16 protein-coding genes and 2 pseudogenes are annotated in these 17294 nt (G+C 60.0%); 17 read left to right on the top strand and 1 reads right to left on the bottom strand.

The features are described 5' to 3' along the window. From NKI17_RS31245 to NKI17_RS31170, 16 genes and pseudogenes are all read left to right on the top strand, one after another. Nucleotides 1-673: pseudogene (locus NKI17_RS31245) on the top strand (phosphomethylpyrimidine synthase ThiC); the annotation flags it as partial. Between the two features lie 3 nt (nt 674-676). Further along, nucleotides 677-1651 (top strand): glycine oxidase ThiO, encoded by a 975-nt coding sequence (thiO, locus tag NKI17_RS31240; RefSeq protein WP_352907313.1) that lies wholly within the window; start codon nt 677-679, stop codon nt 1649-1651. A gap of 2 nt (nt 1652-1653) precedes the next feature. Further along, a complete protein-coding gene (gene thiS, locus NKI17_RS31235) occupies nt 1654-1851 on the top strand; it encodes a sulfur carrier protein ThiS (RefSeq protein WP_352515934.1) in 198 nt (65 codons plus the stop codon). A 3-nt stretch (nt 1852-1854) separates the two neighbouring features. Then, entirely contained in the window at nt 1855-2628 is a 774-nt protein-coding gene (locus NKI17_RS31230) for a thiazole synthase (RefSeq protein ID WP_352907311.1), read from the top strand. Beyond that, on the top strand, nt 2625-3230 hold the full coding sequence (locus tag NKI17_RS31225; RefSeq protein ID WP_352515936.1) for a thiamine phosphate synthase: 606 nt from the start codon (nt 2625-2627) through the stop codon (nt 3228-3230). Before NKI17_RS31230 ends, NKI17_RS31225 begins: the two co-directional genes overlap by 4 nt. Further along, a complete protein-coding gene (locus NKI17_RS31220; protein WP_352624084.1) occupies nt 3221-3979 on the top strand; it encodes a hydroxymethylpyrimidine/phosphomethylpyrimidine kinase in 759 nt (252 codons plus the stop codon). Before NKI17_RS31225 ends, NKI17_RS31220 begins: the two co-directional genes overlap by 10 nt. Nucleotides 3980-4605: 626 nt before the next feature. Continuing rightward, on the top strand, nt 4606-4869 hold the full coding sequence (locus NKI17_RS31215) for a hypothetical protein (protein WP_352515996.1): 264 nt from the start codon (nt 4606-4608) through the stop codon (nt 4867-4869). A gap of 79 nt (nt 4870-4948) precedes the next feature. After that, nucleotides 4949-5074 (top strand): sterol desaturase family protein, encoded by a 126-nt coding sequence (locus NKI17_RS31210; RefSeq protein ID WP_352515991.1) that lies wholly within the window; start codon nt 4949-4951, stop codon nt 5072-5074. A gap of 74 nt (nt 5075-5148) precedes the next feature. Next, a complete protein-coding gene (locus NKI17_RS31205; RefSeq protein ID WP_352907309.1) occupies nt 5149-5922 on the top strand; it encodes a hypothetical protein in 774 nt (257 codons plus the stop codon). A 246-nt stretch (nt 5923-6168) separates the two neighbouring features. Then, nucleotides 6169-7701, top strand: a complete 1533-nt coding sequence (locus NKI17_RS31200) for a Fic family protein (protein ID WP_352907307.1) — start codon at nt 6169-6171, stop codon at nt 7699-7701. A gap of 15 nt (nt 7702-7716) precedes the next feature. Next, nucleotides 7717-8094, top strand: a complete 378-nt coding sequence (locus NKI17_RS31195; RefSeq protein ID WP_352826090.1) for a hypothetical protein — start codon at nt 7717-7719, stop codon at nt 8092-8094. A gap of 173 nt (nt 8095-8267) precedes the next feature. Continuing rightward, the gene (locus tag NKI17_RS31190) at nt 8268-8624 is read left to right on the top strand and encodes a hypothetical protein (RefSeq protein ID WP_352907306.1); all 357 of its coding nucleotides are present in this window, start codon (nt 8268-8270) and stop codon (nt 8622-8624) included. 229 nt (nt 8625-8853) lie between these two features. After that, nucleotides 8854-9678 (top strand): hypothetical protein, encoded by an 825-nt coding sequence (locus NKI17_RS31185; RefSeq protein WP_352907305.1) that lies wholly within the window; start codon nt 8854-8856, stop codon nt 9676-9678. Nucleotides 9679-10594: 916 nt separating this feature from the next. Next, nucleotides 10595-11933, top strand: a pseudogene (gene glyA, locus NKI17_RS31180) (serine hydroxymethyltransferase). A 54-nt stretch (nt 11934-11987) separates the two neighbouring features. Beyond that, a complete protein-coding gene (gene metK / locus NKI17_RS31175) occupies nt 11988-13163 on the top strand; it encodes a methionine adenosyltransferase (RefSeq protein ID WP_352907304.1) in 1176 nt (391 codons plus the stop codon). A gap of 110 nt (nt 13164-13273) precedes the next feature. Then, the gene (locus tag NKI17_RS31170; protein WP_352907303.1) at nt 13274-14266 is read left to right on the top strand and encodes an adenosine kinase; all 993 of its coding nucleotides are present in this window, start codon (nt 13274-13276) and stop codon (nt 14264-14266) included. A gap of 32 nt (nt 14267-14298) precedes the next feature. Here NKI17_RS31170 and NKI17_RS31165 read toward each other — a convergent pair whose 3' ends face one another. Beyond that, complete coding sequence (locus NKI17_RS31165; protein ID WP_245274818.1) at nt 14299-14976, bottom strand: transposase; 678 nt, start codon at nt 14974-14976, stop codon at nt 14299-14301. 290 nt (nt 14977-15266) lie between these two features. On the opposite strand from NKI17_RS31165, the gene NKI17_RS31160 reads away from it, so the two are divergent. Continuing rightward, entirely contained in the window at nt 15267-16895 is a 1629-nt protein-coding gene (locus tag NKI17_RS31160; RefSeq protein ID WP_352907302.1) for an MFS transporter, read from the top strand. The last annotated feature ends 399 nt before the right edge of the window (nt 16896-17294 follow it).

The raw sequence follows: 17294 nt of genomic DNA, 5'->3' as shown, positions 1-17294 counted from the left end.
AGCTGACGCAGATCGCCTGGGCGAAAGATTGCCAGGTGATGATCGAGGGGCCCGGCCACGTGCCGATGCACAAGATCAAGGCGAACATGGACAAGCAGCTCGCTGTCTGCGGCGAGGCGCCGTTCTATACGCTGGGACCGCTGACGACCGATATCGCGCCGGGCTACGACCACATCACCTCCGGCATCGGCGCGGCAATGATCGGTTGGTTCGGCACCGCCATGCTCTGCTACGTCACGCCGAAGGAACATCTCGGCCTTCCCGATCGCAACGATGTCAAGATTGGCGTGATCACTTACAAGATCGCCGCCCATGCCGCCGATCTGGCGAAGGGTCATCCGGCGGCTAACTCAGGGATGATGCCCTTTCGCGCGCGCGCTTCGAGTTTCGTTGGGAAGATCAGTTCAACCTGTCGCTCGACCCCGCAACCGCGCGCTCCTTCCACGACGAGACGTTGCCGAAGGAGGCGCACAAGCTGGCGCATTTCTGCTCGATGTGCGGGCCGAAATTCTGCTCCATGCGCATCTCCCACGACATTCGGGCCACGGCGCAGAAGGAAGGCATGGCGGCGATGGCCGAGAAATATCGCGCAGGCGGCGATCTTTATATGCCGGTGGAGACGCCCGAGGTAGAAAAACAGGCCTCAGTGCAGGAAGATCAGGGGGCGCGCTGAGCCATGCGCCGCATTCTTGTCAAAGGCGCCGGTGTGGCAGGCCTCACCGTCGCCCATGAATTGGCCGCGCGGGGTGCATCCGTCACGGTTGCTGAAATTCGCAGCCAGATCGGCGGCAATGCCTCCTGGCTCGCCGGCGGCATGCTCGCCCCTTGGTGCGAACGCGAAAGCGCCGAGGAGGCGGTCGTCACTTTCGGCAACGTTGCGGCCGACTGGTGGGAAAGGGCGCTGCCCGGGCTGGTGACGAGGGCCGGCACTCTCGTCGTCGCCCATACGCGCGATGCCTTCGAGCTTGCCCGTTTTGCAGCTCGTACGCGCAACTATGAGTGCGTTGACGAAAAGGCGGTTGCCGCCCTCGAGCCCGATCTTGCCGGCCGCTTTCATCAGGGCCTGTTTTTTGGCGGCGAAGCTCATCTCGATCCCCGTCGGGCTCTCGAAGCCCTCGCCGGCAAACTGCGTGCGATGGGCGTCGTCTTCCTTTTTGAGACGGGTGAGGTTGGCCTTTCCGGCTTTGATCAGGTGATCGACTGCACGGGCATCGCGCGGGCCGACGACGATTTACGCGGCATGCGCGGTGAAATGCTGATCCTCCACACGCGTGATGTCTCGCTCGCGCGGCCAGTGCGTCTCATGCATCCGCGTCATCCGATCTATATCGTGCCGCGAGCCGATCATCACTTCATGGTCGGCGCGACCATGATCGAAAGTGACCATGACGGACCGATCACCGCCCGTTCGCTGATGGAGCTCCTCAATGCGGCCTATGCACTCCATCCGGCGTTCGGTGAGGCCGAAATCGTTGAGACGGGAGTGGGCGTGCGCCCTGCCTATCCCCACAATCTGCCGCGGGTGAAGCGCTGGAAGGACGGCACGATCACGATTAACGGCCTTTACCGGCACGGTTTCCTGCTTTCACCGGCCATGGCCGAGCAGGCTACCAGCCTTGTCTTCAACTCATCTGCCGACCAGGGAGCCTGAAAATGAAGCTGATCGTCAACGGCGAAGCGCTTGAAGCCAAGGCAACGACGCTCGACGCTCTTTTGAAGGAGATTGACTATGAGGGCGGCTGGCTCGCCACCGCGCTCAACGGCGACGTAGTGCCTGCGGCCGAACGGGCGGAATTCCGCTTGAGCGAGGGCGACCGGATCGAAATCCTGTCACCCATGCAGGGAGGCTAGCCGATGTTCGATCTTCTCGGGGCAAAGCTTGCCTCACGCCTGCTTCTCGGAACCGCCCAGTATCCTTCGCCGGCCATCCTTGCCGATGCAGTGAAGGCGTCTGGCACTTCGGTGGTGACGGTATCGCTGCGCCGTGAAATGGCCGGCGGCAGGGCCGGCGAGAAATTCTGGTCGCTGATCCGCTCGCTCGGCGTGAGCGTCCTGCCCAATACCGCCGGCTGCCACTCCGTGAAGGAAGCCGTGACGACCGCGAAGATGGCGCGCGAGGTCTTCGGCACGTCCTGGATCAAGCTCGAAGTGATCGGCAACCACGACACGCTGCAGCCGGACGTGTTCGGCCTGGTCGAAGCCGCGCGCGTCCTTTGCGAAGACGGCTTTTTGGTGTTCCCCTATACCACCGACGATCTCGTCGTCGCCGAGCGGTTGCTGGAGGCGGGCTGCAAGGTGCTGATGCCGTGGTGTGCGCCGATCGGCTCGGCGGTCGGACCGGTCAACATCATGGCGCTGCGCTCGATGCGCGGATATTTCCCCGACATTCCGTTGATCGTGGATGCGGGGCTCGGACGGCCATCGCACGCAGCAACCGTAATGGAACTCGGCTTCGACGCTGTGCTCCTGAACACGGCGGTCGCCAAGGCTGCCGATCCGGTCGGCATGGCGCGCGCTTTCAGCAAGGCGGTCGACGCCGCTCGCGAAGCCTATGGTTCGGGACTGCTCGAGCCGCGCGACGTCGCCGTGCCATCGACGCCGACAATCGGCAGGGCGGTTTTTTCATGAAGCTCGATCCCTTCTACCTGATCGTCGACAGTGCCGCCTGGATCGAACGGCTCGTGCCGCTCGGCGTTAGGCTGGTCCAGCTCCGTATCAAGAACATGGACGAGAACGAGTTGCGCGCGGAAATCCGCCGCGCGAACGGCGTCTGCGCGGTCCATGGTTGCCAACTGATCGTCAACGACTATTGGCGCACGGCAATCGAGGAAGGCTGCGACTTCGTTCATCTCGGCCAGGAGGATTTGGCTGCGGCCGACCTGCTGGCGATTAAGTACGGCGGATTGAAGCTCGGACTTTCGACCCACGATCACACCGAACTGGAAACGGCGCTGGCGGCCGAGCCGGACTATGTGGCGCTGGGTCCTATTTATCCGACGAGCCTCAAGAAGATGAAATGGCCGCCGCAAGGGCTTGAACGGCTCAGTGAGTGGAAACGACGGGTCGCGCCGATCCCGCTGGTCGCCATCGGTGGCCTCAACCCCGACCGGCTCGACGGCGTATTCGAGGCTGGGGCAGACAGTGCTGCGGTGGTCACCGACGTCACGCTGCATCCTGACCCTGAAGCGCGCACCAGAGAGTGGATAAAAGAGACCGCCCGATGGCGCTGAGGCAGGAATCGCATGTACTTGTCGTCGGCGGATCGGACTCCAGTGGGGGTGCCGGAATCGCGCGCGATATCGAGACGCTCTCCTCCATGGGCGTGCGCAGCTGCCTTGCCGTCACTGCGGTGACGGTGCAAACACACGACATCGTCACGGACATCCTTCATCTGCAACCCGGTCTGGTGGCCGATCAGATGCGTGCAGCGCTGCAGGCCAACAAGCTGGCGGCCGTCAAGATCGGCATGCTCGCAACGGCTGAGATCGTCGCTGCGGTTGCCGCTGTGCTGCGCGAAAATCCGCGCATACCGGCAGTCCTCGATCCGGTGCTGGCTTCCACGTCGGGCCGAGCGCTTCTTGAAGCAAGCGCCATCCCCATCATGAAGCAGCATCTGATGCCACTTTGCCGTATCGTCACACCCAATCTCATCGAACTGGCGCTTCTTGCCGGCTCAGAGCTAGCGGTGGATGAGGTCGGCGCGCTTCAACAAGGACAACAACTGCTCGCCGCCGGGGTTCAGGCCCTGCTGATCAAAGGCGGCCACGGCTCAGGACCTCGCTCAACGGATGTTCTCGTTCGACCTAACCAAGAACCCGTGCGCCTTGACACTCGTCGGCTGGCAAGAACGATGCGCGGCACCGGCTGTGCCCTGGCCAGCGCGATAGCCGCGTATCTGGCGATCGGGGGATCGATTGAGGAAGCGGTGCGCCAGGCCAAGCTTCTGGTGTTCGAAAAGATTTGGAAACACCCCATATGAGAATCAGGCTCGCGATAGGCGGCCCCATTTTATCGCCGACGATTTCAGCCAACGGAGGGTCATGTTCGCTGGCCGGTGCTTATGACAAAAGCATCTGATCCTGACCGCTTTTGTGGCTCTGGTTTCGTCGATGGGTGAATGATCTTCGGTTCAGCAGACGATTAGCAGCGGGAGCCAGGCACCGCCAATCGCGTGGAATCTAGGATCATATTGCGCGAGCAAGAATCCCGTTCGCGGCGATTATCACCAAGGGGATCTTGGCGTCGGCGACTGTGCACACCTGACTAAATCTAGTTTGCGGCGATCATAGCCGCAAAACATCAAAAAATAAGAGCGAGTAAATTTTAGTAGACAGCCCATAACTCGAAGCAACGTTATCGTAGCCGCCGGCGCGCACACTGGTGCATAGTTGGTCGCCTCGCGCAAGCCACCTCGTCTGCTGGACTCCTCCACCATTTGGGACCCGGATGGGTCATATCCAAACACTAATTTTATCAATCTACCAGGATGCCCGCATAGCGGTGCCGGCAGAATGCTCACCGTTTGGATCGTACTTCGGTTAGCCTTGTCAACGCGAGCCCATTTGCTGGGCGAGACAAGGGCCGCGCGAAGGAAGGAGCAAACAAATGCAGATTCTCGACGTTAATCAGATGGTCCAGTACTACCTAACATCGCTTGAGCTGGTTGTGATCTTCGCTACCGTTTGCGCGGCGCTGGAGCTAACCTTTCCGGCTTTTCGATACAGTTTTGCCTCAAATGTTCGCGGCGTGCGGAATTGGATATTGGCTCGGATGGGGTACATTTATCTGGCATCTCTACGCTGCGAGCTTGGGCTGGTTAGGAATAAAGCCGCTCGTAACGATCAATTTCGGTGCGTTTCTTCACTCTGACAACGCAGTCATTAACACTGGATTCGCCGTCATTTCAGGGGTCTTAGTCGCGATTGCCGGCGACTTCTTTTACTACTGGATGCACCGCGCTCAGCATGCTGTTCCATTCCTCTGGCGCATGCACGCTACTCACCACTCGATCCGAGAATTGACGGCATGGACAGCGCTTGTATCACCCACTCAAGCTGATCCATTTCGAATCTAGCGTAGTGCCCGCTGTTGCCATGACACTGATTACCTTTCAGGGACATCTTTCACACTCTAGCACCCGCATCAATCTTGGGCCGCTTCAATACGCTGGCGGCGTTCCTCGGGCGCGTCACCGGCATCACACTGATCCGGGATAAGCTGCACCGTTACCGGGACCGGCAACGGCTGGAGGCGTTTGTTGCGCGCAAGACAGAGCTCGTGCAGGCGAAGCGCGGGGCGGCGCATATCCAGCGGGAGCGGCACCGGCTGCAGGCCGTAGACGGCGAGCGCACGCTGAAGGCGCTGGCGGCGGTCGAGAAACGCGAGCTGCAATCGCTGGAAGTGAAGCGCGGGCGCGAGCAGCGGATCAAAGACCGGGCGGGGCATGTGCATATGCCGGCGCTGACGCTGGAGCTGAAGCCGAAGGGGCGCGGCGCGTTGGTGCGCAAGGCGCAGAATCGCTACAAGGATACGCTGCGTGTGCCGGAAGAGCGGCAGGCGCGGGTTGACCAGGCGGCCAGCCCTTCCATCGACCTGCAACAGGCGATGCAGGATGCGCTGGCGGCGCAGTCGCCGTTGTCGAAAGCGGTGGACGTGCGTGACGGTTCGCGCGCGCAGCCGATGACGGGAAGAGCGGGGACAGACAGGGCAGTGGTGATGAGGGCGCGATTGCCGAGAAGCCGATCTCGCGGGCGTCGCGGCGTAGTGAGCGCCGGCGCGGCCGTGATGATCGTGGCGGGAGGGAGAGGTAAGGAGCGTCTTTTCTTTGAGAATTCGCGTTTACGGGTACCCACGATGCACAACGGGCGAGTTTTTCAAAGAGACGCGTCCTCCTTCGAAGCGCTTCGGAGGGCCAGGCTCTAGGCTCGCCCCGAGCCCTGCGTAGCCTGCGGGGGAGCTGGGTCTCGGCCCATCCGGGTAACGATCCTTCGCCCAGACAAAGCTATGGAAACGATCAAAGCTTTGTTTTAACTAAGTTATTACCGATTATCGCACAAAAAACTTGTTATCGCACGACTTAAAAAACTTGCAACTCCGCAGCATCATTGACTTGTCGCCTATCAGCACTATATACTTGTAATCGCACAGCTCTAATGCAAAGGCACGGCCATGGCCAAGCCCCATGAAAAACTCGCTGAATCACTGGCCGTCCTCAAAGAGCTGCAGGAGGGTGGGCGGCGCATATTCAAGTCAGATGAGCTGACCCGCGTCCACCGGGAGCGGCTGCTGCAGAACGGGTTCCTGCGCGATGTTATCAAAGGCTGGCTCATGTCGACCGGCCCGCAGGCACAGCAGCAAGACACCACCCCCTGGTACGCGAGCTTCTGGGAGTTCTGCTCCCTTTACTGCAATGACCGGTTCGGCAAGGACTGGTTCCTGTCACCGGAGCAGTCGCTGCTTCTGCACGCGGAAGCGCCCACTATTCCGCCTCAGGTGGTGGTGAACACCCCCAAAGGCACGAATAACAAAATCGACCTGCTGTTCGGCACTTCGCTCTATGACCTCAAGGTCAAGGAGATGCCGGCCGAACTGACAGAGAAAAACGGCCAGCGCGTGTTCACTGTCGAGGCCGCCCTTACCCGGGTGCCGGAAGCGTTCTTCCAGCGCGCCCCTATCGAGATGCAGATCGCCATGGCGTCGGTGCGCGACGTATCAACCGTTCTGGCCCTGCTGCTTGATGGCGGCCATTCCGCCGTGGCGGGACGGCTTGCGGGGGCCTTCCGTCGCGTAGGACGCGACTCCTTTGCCGATGAAATCGTGGCCGCCTTCAAAGCCGCCGGCTATGACGTGCGCGAATCCGATCCGTTCGCGGGACAAATTGGAGTGACAACCATTGCGGCGGGCGTACCGCCGTTGGTCGCCCGCCTGCGCGCGATCTGGCAATCGCAGCGCGAAGCCATCATCGAGATATTCCCGAAGGCACCCGGACTTCCGTCCGACAAAGACGCCTATATGAAGTTCGTCGAGGATATCTACGAAAGCGACGCCTACCATTCGCTGTCGATAGAAGGGTACAGCGTCACCCCGGAACTCATCGACCGGGTGCGCGAGGGGAGCTGGAATCCGGAGATTGATGAAGAGGACCGCAAGAACCGGGATGCGCTTGCCGCGCGTGGCTACTACCTCGCATTCCAGAAGGTCAAAGACTCTGTTGCCGCGATCATCAACGGCAAGCCAGCCGGCGCGTTGACGCGGGACACTCACCGGGAGTGGTACCGGGAGCTGTTCGCGCCGTCAGTGACCGCCGGCATCCTCAAAGCCAGCGCGCTTGCGGGATATCGCAATCACCCTGTGTACCTGCGCGGCTCGCAGCACGTGCCGCCGCGTACCGAAGCGGTGGCCGATGGTATGAATGAGCTGTTCGAGCTGCTGGAGGCGGAGAAGGAGGCCTCCGTGTGTGCCGTGCTGGGGCATTGGCTTGTGGGCTATGTGCACCCCTATCCGGACGGCAACGGACGAATGGCGCGGTTTCTCATGAACGCGATGCTGGCTTCGGGCGGTTACCCCTGGACAGTCGTCAGAGTCGATGACCGGAAGGCCTACCTCGCAGGGCTGGAGGAGGCGAGCGGCAATATGAATGTGAAAACGTTCGCCGCCTTTCTCGCCGAACGGGTGAAGTGGTCTATGGAGAAGGCGGCGTGAGGTCGGTGGTGTGCCATGTTTAACTTGCTTGTCTCGGGCCACGGCGAGTGGTGGGAAACGCCGCCGTTCACGTCAACCATTGACCGGTTCAAGGAATATAGCGGCGCCGAGGCCGAGGCTATCGACCTCGCGCGCCCTGAAACATTGCGCCGGCTGGAGGAAATCCCGGCGCTGTTGATGTACGAAGTCGGGGCGGGAGGCCCGCACGCGCGCGTGGTCGGCACGGCCGCATACGCAATATCGTTCGGCGCGGACACGAACTGGCCTTCACCTTCGAGCCCGATCCGGAACATGCCTTTCTCGACCGGTCAGCGGGGTGTTGAGAATTGCGGACCGGCTGGGCATTCAACAGTTCGAACAGCACCGTACGCACCGGGCGATCAAGGATGGTGACATTCCGGCCGAGCTGATTGCCACCGGCACCGCTGAACGGGCGCAGCGCACCGTTGCCGTGGTTGCGGCAGAATATGTAGAAGCGCGCCGCGAGGGACGAAGGAGAGAAGCTGCCGAACTGGCCGAAGAACTGGAGGATTTTCCTCCCCTCGCTGGAGAAAGCACTGTCGCTCGTGCCGGCGCGTATCCTTCAGCAGCCGACACCCGAATTATACCCGATCCTTGGGATAGAGCCCCGCACGCCCGAAGGCCGCAACGCCGTCGTGGCCGTCGTCGCAAGGGATCACAATGGGCAGGACTTGCCTGCCGACTGGTCTTACTCGCTGGCGTGGTTCCTGGACCTTTACGGCAGCGCGACGGAAGCGGGGCGCCTTGACGGCGCGCTGGCCCAATGCGCAATGCATATGATCGCGCTCGGCACTGGCGAGGGAGAAGCCGCCGCCCCGGTTGAAGATATCGGCTACGCACTCTGGCGCTGTTCGCGAAGCCCGAAACTTATCGGCGATCTGCGCCGGGAATCGCTGAGATAGCGCAGGAGGTTTTGTCGCTTACCAAAATCAACTGGAACTCGACCCAAATCAACCAGAAGCTTCCCATTCCCATTCTAGCAGCCAGAAGAGTGGGTGAGCTTTTGAAAAATCTATCCGAGGAATCGATAAGCTCAGACTATCGCAAGTATACATAGTTTTTTCTGTTATAGGGTCTGCTCGGCTGCAGACAAAGAGCCCCGGATAAACTTCAGCACGAAAGCAGAATTGAATGAAGGTGGGCTACACGGAGTTCTCATTTGGGTATGCCTTCACCGAAAACCTTATCCGGTCATCGTCAGCCGCACCTGTAGGCGCGCCGGTCTTTCCAAACCTCATACAGGAAGGGCATTCTGGCTTTGACATCCGCATCAATTTCCCAGGGGTTCCGCTGTTTTTCCAGTACAAGCTTCCGGAGCTGATGAAGCGAGGAACTGCCTTTGAGATTGCGAGCGGACATTGTCCCGGTTTGTCGATACCATTTTTTCGGATTGCGATGATGCGCAGGGATGTGTCGCGTCAGCATGAACTGCTTCTTCGGCTTGAGGCGCGCTATCCGTCAAACGTCTTCTATGCGGCTCCTTGTATTGCAAACATCAGCGATTTCGACCGCTCTTATAATGGAGCAACCGTAGCACGGCAGTCCATTTTCGTCTCACCAGGGGATATTGGGCCCTTGCCAGACGACAAAGCGCACAGCCTTGCCTATAAACCTGGACTGGCAACTGGATATTTTTGCTCGAAACCCAAGCCCACCAAAGTTCAAACATTTGATGATCTCGCTGCGCTCTTTAAGGAGCAGTTCGCCGAGAAGCGTTTTGCGGAAGTCGGCGAGGCGGCGCGTGAGATGCGCGAAAACGTACTTGAGCTTGCTTCGCCGTCAATGCGGCAAGCCGAACAGCTCATTGCTGAACGGGTCGGCTCGAGACGCATTCAGATTCTAGACGGCGCAGCCAGACCGCCCGAGGAAGAGCGCGCAGTCACTGACATTCTCGTAGCGCGGGAAATTGCGCGTGTCGATCTTGGCGTCGACCTGCTGGTGGCCCAACCACGCTAACGACATCATACCTCGCTGATTAGCCCTCCTTTTGTCTAGGCCACAGTTATGAGACTACGAACTACTTGGCCAGGAGGAAGATCGGATTGAAAGCGAACCTTCCTTGTCATCTTTGCATCACGGTCAGTCTGCACGAGATTGACCGGTGCAAGCCGGGAGCAAGACCGGGCTGCGCAAACGTTGCAACAGATCCTTCAAGGAAATTCATAGACTCTTAGCAACTCCGGTTCGCTGTGAATGGTAGGCTTATTGCAACGTTTGAGTCAGTGGGGTCCGAACTGTGGCTTATTCTCCGACCCGCCGAACTGCGTGCAATTTCGGCTAAAGGCAATGGCAAGAAGAGCGCCCATCTTGTTTGTTCGACACAGCCATATCGGCTCAAAACAGTATCTTCACGGCCACCGAGATTGTCCGGTCGGTGGACAAGCAACCATATTATTTGGTTCGAAAGCTGCAACATCTGTGGAGAACGCGAAATGACAAATTCAGTAGGACGAGTGCCCAGGCTTTCCAAGTGGCTTGGTCGTGACCAATGCTGACACTGGTCAGTCGCCTACGGACGGCAGCGCATTTAGATCGCCTTCGAATTCTAGGCCTTTGCGCGCACGCGGACCTAACTGTCTGCCAGCTAGCGGAGATTCTGGGTCTGCGTCGTGAGCACGTTGTGCGACACGTTCGGCTGCTGGCCAGAGCCGACTTTCTTTACTGCAACGAACAACGTCCGTGGTGCTCGTACAATCTCAAAACAGGAGGTAAGGACGGCGGGCTGGTTCAATTGTTGGTTGATCTCCTGCCCCACGGCGATGGCTATCACAAACGAGACCTTCAACGGCTCGAAGCGGTACGAGACACGCGGCCGAAGGGGACCGCATGCTTGACCGTGAAATAGGTCATCCAGTTGGAGCGCGAAGCTACCATGGACAACTCCGCCGACGGCGCGATCGCACAGCCCGACACCTACGGGCAGTCTTCCTTGGCGGCGGTTGATTGCCGCGTTCACGAACTGCTTCTAAGACAGGAGCGGCAGGAGCGGACGACCCTTAAGCTCATCGCCTCAGAGAACTTTGCGTCCTCGGCCGTGCTGGAAGCGAACGGCTCGATTTTCACGAACAAGTACGCCGAGGGGTACCCCGGTGCGCGATACTACGCTGGAAATGAGGTCGTTGATGAGCTTGAGAATCTAGCCATTGAGCGCTTGAAAACACTATTTGGCAGCGAGCATGCCAACGTCCAGCCTTATTCCGGCTCGCCGGCCAACCAGGCTGTCTATCGTGCGCTTTTGAGCCCCGGTGACAAAGTCATGGGCTTGCCCCTTCCGGAAGGGGGCCATCTGACTCATGGTTGGGCCATCAACTTTTCCGGAACTGACTATCAACGCGTCCCCTATGGACTAGATGAAAAGACACAGCAGATTGACTATGACCGCTTGCGCGAGACAGCCAAGCGGGAACGGCCGCGGCTCATTTGGGTCGGCGGAACTGCTTACCCGCGTGTCTTTGACTACGCGGCAATGGCAGAAATCGCCCTGGAAGCGAGCTCCTATCTCGTAGCCGACATTGCGCACATCAGCGGCCTGATTGCCGCGGGAGCGCACCCGAATCCCGTGCGCCATTGCGACGTGGTCAGCAGCACCTCCCACAAATCGATCCGCGGTCCCCGCGGTGGCTTCATTTTGTCAAGGAATGAAGATCGCTATCAAGCGCTGTATCATTCGAAGGGCAAATACAATCTCGCCAGACGAATAGATCGCGCTGTCTTCCCTCAACTGCAAGGCGGCCCCCATATGAATGTTATCGCTGCGCTAGCAGTTGCCTTGCACGAAGCCGCGAACCCGTCCTTCCGAAGCTACGGCCAACAGACCGTCAAGAATGCCAAGGCTCTTGCACAGGCACTGATCGAGCGAGGTTATGACCTGGTTACCGGGGGGACGGACAATCACATGCTGATCCTTGATCTGCGCGATCGACCACTATCGGGCAAGGCCTATGCCGAGCGGCTAGCAAAGGCAGGCATCATCACAAACTTTAACATGGTGCCTGGCGACCCGCGGGATCCGGCGGTCACAAGCGGAATTCGCCTGGGGGCGCCAGCGGTGACGTCAATGGGCATGCGCGATGTGGAAACCGTGCAAATTGCTCGCTTCATTGACTCCGTCCTCTGGCGAGCCAGACGACGAAGATCTCCATGCCTCCCTGCGAAGAGACGTTGCCGACTCGTGCGCTGCGTTCGAGGTCCCGGGCATCCCCGACAGGTAAGGTGGGCTAAGCAAAATGCCCCATACAACTCCAACACCCGAAGTGAGGCATTTCATGGCTAGGCAGTTCGTGTTCTCTTCCGAATCGGTTGGCGCGGGACACCCGGATAAGTTGGCCGACAACATCTCGGATGCCATCCTCGATGCCATCCTCCGCACCGATCCCAAGGCGCGCGTCGCCTGTGAAGCGTTGGTAAAATCAGGGATAGTCGTTCTGGCTGGCGAGATTACCAGCGATGCGCGGGTGGATTATAGCCAAGTTGCGCGCGATACGATTCTCGATATTGGATACGACGACGAGGCCGTCGGCTTTGACGGCCGGCGTTGCTCCGTCGTTCATGCACTCACCGAGCAGTCGCCCGACATCAGCCAGGGCGTTGACGAGGGACGAGGGCAGGACCTCCAGCAGGGAGCGGGAGATCAGGGCCTCATGTTCGGCTACGCATGCCGCGAAACCGATACTCTGATGCCTTTGCCGATCCAGCTCGCTCATCGCTTGACGAAACAACAGGCAGATGTCCGGAAAGCACGACAGCTTGGCTGGTTGCGTCCTGACATGAAATCCCAAGTCTCAGTGCGCTATGAGGGGTTGCGCCCGGTCGCCCTGGATACCATCGTCGTATCGACCCAACATGACGAGCAGGTCTCGCAAGAGACGGTCCGCGAGGGCGTCATTGAGGAAATCATAAAGCCTGTCCTGCCGACCCACCTGGAGACGGAAGGCATCAGAATTCTGGTCAACCCGACGGGGAGGTTCGTAGTCGGCGGGCCGCGCGGCGACTGCGGTCTCACTGGACGCAAGATCATCGTCGATTCCTATGGTGGGATGGGTCGTCACGGCGGCGGCGCCTTTTCGGGCAAGGACCCGTCCAAGGTTGACCGCTCAGCTGCCTATGCGGCCCGGTATGTCGCAAAGAATATCGTCGCTAGCGGACTTGCGGACGTCTGCGAGGTGCAGCTTGCTTACGCAATCGGCGTGGCCAGTCCGGTTTCTGTCATGGTCAACACGTTCGGAACAGCGAGGGTTGAGGAAAGAAGGATCGAGCGCCTCATTCTTGAGTTGTTCGATCTCAGACCGAAGGGCATTATCAAGATGCTTGATCTCTTACGCCCTATCTACCGCAAGACCGCGACCTATGGCCATTTCGGCCGTGAAGAGCCTGATTTCACCTGGGAGAAGACAGACAGGGCCGACGAATTGCGTCGCGAGGCAGGACTTGCCGCCCCGTGAGGGCTGGCGCCGAACGGATTGGCAAGCGAGAAAGCCCATTCCCACTGGCCAGACCCGCGCCCGGCCGGGGTGGCAAGAAGCCGGCAGAGTTTTGGCGGAGACATGAATTGATGCCGGACTATGACGTGCTTTGTATCGGAAATGCCATCGTCGACATCATCGCCCAGTGCGACGAGGCGTTCCTGGAGACCAACGGCATCATCAAGGGCGCGATGAATTTGATCGACACGAGGCGCGCCGAACTGCTCTACAGCCGCATGGGCCCGGCCATTGAAGCCTCGGGCGGCAGCGCCGGCAACACGGCGGCCGGCGTCGCCTCCTTCGGCGGTCGCGCCGCCTTCTTCGGCAAGGTCTCCAACGACGCGCTCGGCGAAATCTACGCGCACGACATCCATGCCCAGGGCGTCGCCTTCGACACCAGGCCGCTCAATGGCGAACCGCCGACGGCGCGCTCGATGATCTTCGTCACGCCCGACGGCGAGCGCTCGATGAACACCTATCTCGGCGCTTGCATCGAGCTCGGCCCGGAGGACGTCGAGGCCGACAAGGCGTCGGGCGCCGCGGTCACCTATTTCGAGGGCTATCTATGGGACCCGCCGCGCGCCAAGGAAGCGATCCGCCAGACGGCGAAGCTCGCCCACGCCGCCGGGCGCGAAGTGTCGATGACATTGTCGGACTCGTTCTGCGTCGACCGCTACCGTGACGAGTTCCTCGACCTGATGCGCTCCGGCACCGTCGACATCGTCTTTGCCAACAGCCACGAGATCAAGTCGCTCTACCAAACCGCGTCCTTCGACGAGGCGCTGGCGCAGATCCGCAAGGATTGCAAGATCGCCGCCGTCACCCGCTCGGAAAAGGGTTCGGTCATCGTGCGCGGCGACGAGACCGTCACCATCGAGGCGACCAGGATCCGCGAACTGGTCGACACCACCGGCGCCGGCGACCTCTACGCCGCCGGCTTCCTCTACGGCTACACGCAAGGCCGCAGCCTCAAGGATTGCGGCGATCTCGGCTCGCTGGCGGCCGGACTGGTCATCCAGCAGATCGGCCCAAGGCCACGGCAGAATCTGCGCCGAGAGGCGGAGCAGGCGGGATTACTGTAGGTGGCGAGCCAAGAACCAGCTGCCCACCCTCCTTAATCCAGCCCGAGCCTTTTCTTCAGTTCCGCATTCTCCTTGCGGAGACGATCGGCAAGCAGGCTCTTTAGCCGCTTGTTTTCTTCCTCGAGCGCGACGAGATCCTTCAGCCCGTCACTGTCCGCCGCCGGCGCCGCCGCCTTCTTCCAAAGATAATATGTCTGTTCCGAGATGCCGGCTTGCTTCACCGCGCTCTTGAGAGTAGCGCCGCCGCCGATCGAGGTCTCGATCTGCGCCAGCTTCTGGGCACGATCCTTCGCGGAGTAGCTCTTTCGGCCTGTTCGCGCTGACGGCGGTGCTTCAGTGGTCGCGGATATCGGCTTGGCGCCCTCCTTGCGGGCAGGCGCGCTCGCCTCAGCTTCTGGCTTCCTCGACCGCCGCGCTCTCGTCTTCGGTTTTGGCGTTTCCGCTTTGTCTGCCGGTGCGCTAGGAACTACTGCTGACTCGGTTTCCAGGGGATTGGCCATGAAATGCTCCACTCGCGGTTTTTGCAAAGGTTCAGCATCAAGGGCCACGACAGTAGAGTCAACAAGCTGACGATTTAACGGCTCGACTTCCTTTGTTGTCTCGGCCATCGCCGCGGCGATGTCGAAATTGCCCCAGATGGAACGTGCGGATTTTTGATAATTGCGCTTTTGTTTGACTTCCACGGTGAATGGTCGCGTCTGCCGCCTCATAGTTCCTTCCTGAATAGGAGAATGAAGTCGCCGCTCGAATTTTTGGCGCTTCCTGCTTAGCGCGGAGCATTATCGTATAGCCGCTCAACGGGCAAGTGATGCCGGTCTTCGATGGCTGACCCATCTGGGGAGATTTGAGCGGCTTCGCGCGTCCTGCGCATGCCTGTAAGGCCGCCAAGTTTTCTGGGTTAGCAGGCGCGCCACTGTGGCAGCTTGGCTTGTACGGCGAGGCCATGGTTGAGTGAGGCGAACCAAATCCAGCCCCGCGCTCGATCCCGAAGCTTCCCACAATGGCGAAGAGAACATCTTCACTCGTTCCTTTTCAGCACAAGACCTTCCGTTCGCTATGGTCGGCTGCACTCGTTTCGAACCTTGGCACCCTGGTGGAAGGTGTGGCGGCGGCTTGGCTGATGACCAGCATCGCCACCTCCCATGGAATGGTGGCGCTCGTCCAGTCATCGACCACCCTCCCCTACATGATCTTCTCCCTCGCGGCGGGAGCGCTCGCGGACAACTTTGACCGTCGCCGGATCATGTTGACTGCGCAACTGCTGATGGTCTGCGTATCCGCCTTCCTGGCGTTCCTGACCTATGCGGGGGAAATGACACCCTGGATCCTTCTGGGTCTCACCTTCCTGATCGGCTGTGGTTGGGCATTGCACGATCCCTCTTGGCAAGCCTCGATGGGGGATATCCTGCCTCGCGAACACCTGCCTAGCGCGGTTGCGCTCAACGGCATGAGCTACAATCTCATGCGCAGCATCGGGCCGGCGATTGGCGGCATAATCGTGGCCACAGCCGGTGCGGCCTTCGCGTTCCTCTTTAACGTCTTTTGCTACTTCGCTCTGATCGCTGCGCTGTTGCGGTGGAAAGCCGTACGGGCACGACAAGCGCTGCCGCGGGAGGCTTTCGGCAGTGCGATGGCGGCGGGCTTCCGTTACGTGCTCTTGTCGCCGAACCTTCTCAAGGTGATGTGCCGGAGTTTCATTTTCGGCCTCACCGCCGTTGTCATTTTGGCTCTCCTGCCGTTGGTTGCTCGCGAACAGGTCAAAGGGACCGCGGTCACCTACGGCGTGATGCTTGGCTTCTTCGGCTTGGGAGCGATTTGCGGCGCGCTCCTCATCGGGCGGGTCCGAGAAGTTCTCTCCAACGAATGGGTCATTCGCGGTGCGTTCTTTATATTGGCGATCAGCTGCTTCTTTCTGGCATGGAGCGAGCACGTTTGGCTGAGCTGTCTGCTCCTCATGCCAGCCGGTGCGGCCTGGATTCAATCATTCTCGCTGTTTAACGTCACAGTGCAGCTTTCGGCGCCGCGGTGGGTGGTTGGACGCGCCCTGTCTCTCTATCAGACGGCCACATACGGCGGCATGGCGGCGGGAAGCTGGCTTTGGGGCGAACTGGCGGATGTCCAAGGTGTTTCGGGAGCCTTCCTCGTCGCCAGCGTGGTTCTTGTGATTGGTGGACTGATGGGGATCGTTCTGCGTCAGCCGGATTTCGAAACGCTCAATCTGGATCCGACCAACAAGTTCAGCGAACCGACGCTGCAACTTGATCTGCGGCCACGAAGCGGTCCGATCATGGTGATGGTCGATTATCGTATCGATCAGAGAGATGTCCCAGAATTTCTCAGTGTGATGACATCGTGGCGAAAAGCCCGGCTGCGAGATGGCGCCAGACAATGGGCGTTGCTGCGTGACCTGGAAAAGCCCGAACTATGGACCGAGTGCTATCATGTGCCAACCTGGGTCGAGTATGTTCGCCACAACAACAGGCAGACCCAGGATGACGCCGAAATCGTTGCGCGCCTGGAAGCGCTGCACCGTGGCGATTGCCCGCCCAAGACGCATCACAAGATCGAACGCCAAACCGTGCGCGTGCACGACGATTTGCCGCTCAGGCCTCATTTGGACAGGACTTGAGCTGGCCCGTTGGTTTGAGCCGGTTACCTTGAGCCGGTGGGCTGCGAACAAGCAGGTCGAGACATTGGCCTCGATCACTTCGCAACACGCCGCTGCGCCGGGCCTCGGGTGCTCCCCTCGAAATCATTGTGTCGTGTCACCGAGGGCATCACGGCCAACAGCTTCCTAGGCAACAGCCTCGCCATTGAGCCGAATATGGTCGCGAGCAGATCACCGACGAAGCGGTCGGAACCTCGGAGCCGAAGTTCGATGCCGAGGTGGCGTTCGCATGATGCGGGAAGCAGCACCACGGCGCTTGCCGGTATGTTTGCCGCCGGGAGCCGACGAACTCCTATCCTCCTGGACAAGGGCGCCGTGCGTCATTGCTTTGATTTACCGGCCGCTCAAGGCTTCCACAGT

The sequence above is a fragment of the Mesorhizobium sp. M0816 genome, from assembly GCF_040320005.1.
Taxonomy (GTDB): domain Bacteria; phylum Pseudomonadota; class Alphaproteobacteria; order Rhizobiales; family Rhizobiaceae; genus Mesorhizobium.
Note: the sequence above shows the minus strand (reverse complement) of the source record. Positions and strands in the feature narration are given on the sequence as shown.

What these genes read in the sequence shown, in the direction of transcription:
- NKI17_RS31165 (WP_245274818.1), bottom strand. Translation starts at nt 14,976, where the DNA reads ATGAGGCGGCAGACGCGACCATTCACCGTGGAAGTCAAACAAAAGCGC.
- NKI17_RS31200 (WP_352907307.1), top strand. Translation starts at nt 6,169, where the DNA reads ATGGCCAAGCCCCATGAAAAACTCGCTGAATCACTGGCCGTCCTCAAA.
- thiO (WP_352907313.1), top strand. Translation starts at nt 677, where the DNA reads ATGCGCCGCATTCTTGTCAAAGGCGCCGGTGTGGCAGGCCTCACCGTC.
- NKI17_RS31160 (WP_352907302.1), top strand. Translation starts at nt 15,267, where the DNA reads ATGGCGAAGAGAACATCTTCACTCGTTCCTTTTCAGCACAAGACCTTC.
- NKI17_RS31215 (WP_352515996.1), top strand. Translation starts at nt 4,606, where the DNA reads ATGCAGATTCTCGACGTTAATCAGATGGTCCAGTACTACCTAACATCG.
- thiS (WP_352515934.1), top strand. Translation starts at nt 1,654, where the DNA reads ATGAAGCTGATCGTCAACGGCGAAGCGCTTGAAGCCAAGGCAACGACG.
- NKI17_RS31220 (WP_352624084.1), top strand. Translation starts at nt 3,221, where the DNA reads ATGGCGCTGAGGCAGGAATCGCATGTACTTGTCGTCGGCGGATCGGAC.
- NKI17_RS31210 (WP_352515991.1), top strand. Translation starts at nt 4,949, where the DNA reads ATGCACCGCGCTCAGCATGCTGTTCCATTCCTCTGGCGCATGCACGCT.
- NKI17_RS31170 (WP_352907303.1), top strand. Translation starts at nt 13,274, where the DNA reads ATGCCGGACTATGACGTGCTTTGTATCGGAAATGCCATCGTCGACATC.
- NKI17_RS31225 (WP_352515936.1), top strand. Translation starts at nt 2,625, where the DNA reads ATGAAGCTCGATCCCTTCTACCTGATCGTCGACAGTGCCGCCTGGATC.
- NKI17_RS31195 (WP_352826090.1), top strand. Translation starts at nt 7,717, where the DNA reads ATGTTTAACTTGCTTGTCTCGGGCCACGGCGAGTGGTGGGAAACGCCG.
- metK (WP_352907304.1), top strand. Translation starts at nt 11,988, where the DNA reads ATGGCTAGGCAGTTCGTGTTCTCTTCCGAATCGGTTGGCGCGGGACAC.
- NKI17_RS31185 (WP_352907305.1), top strand. Translation starts at nt 8,854, where the DNA reads ATGAAGGTGGGCTACACGGAGTTCTCATTTGGGTATGCCTTCACCGAA.
- NKI17_RS31230 (WP_352907311.1), top strand. Translation starts at nt 1,855, where the DNA reads ATGTTCGATCTTCTCGGGGCAAAGCTTGCCTCACGCCTGCTTCTCGGA.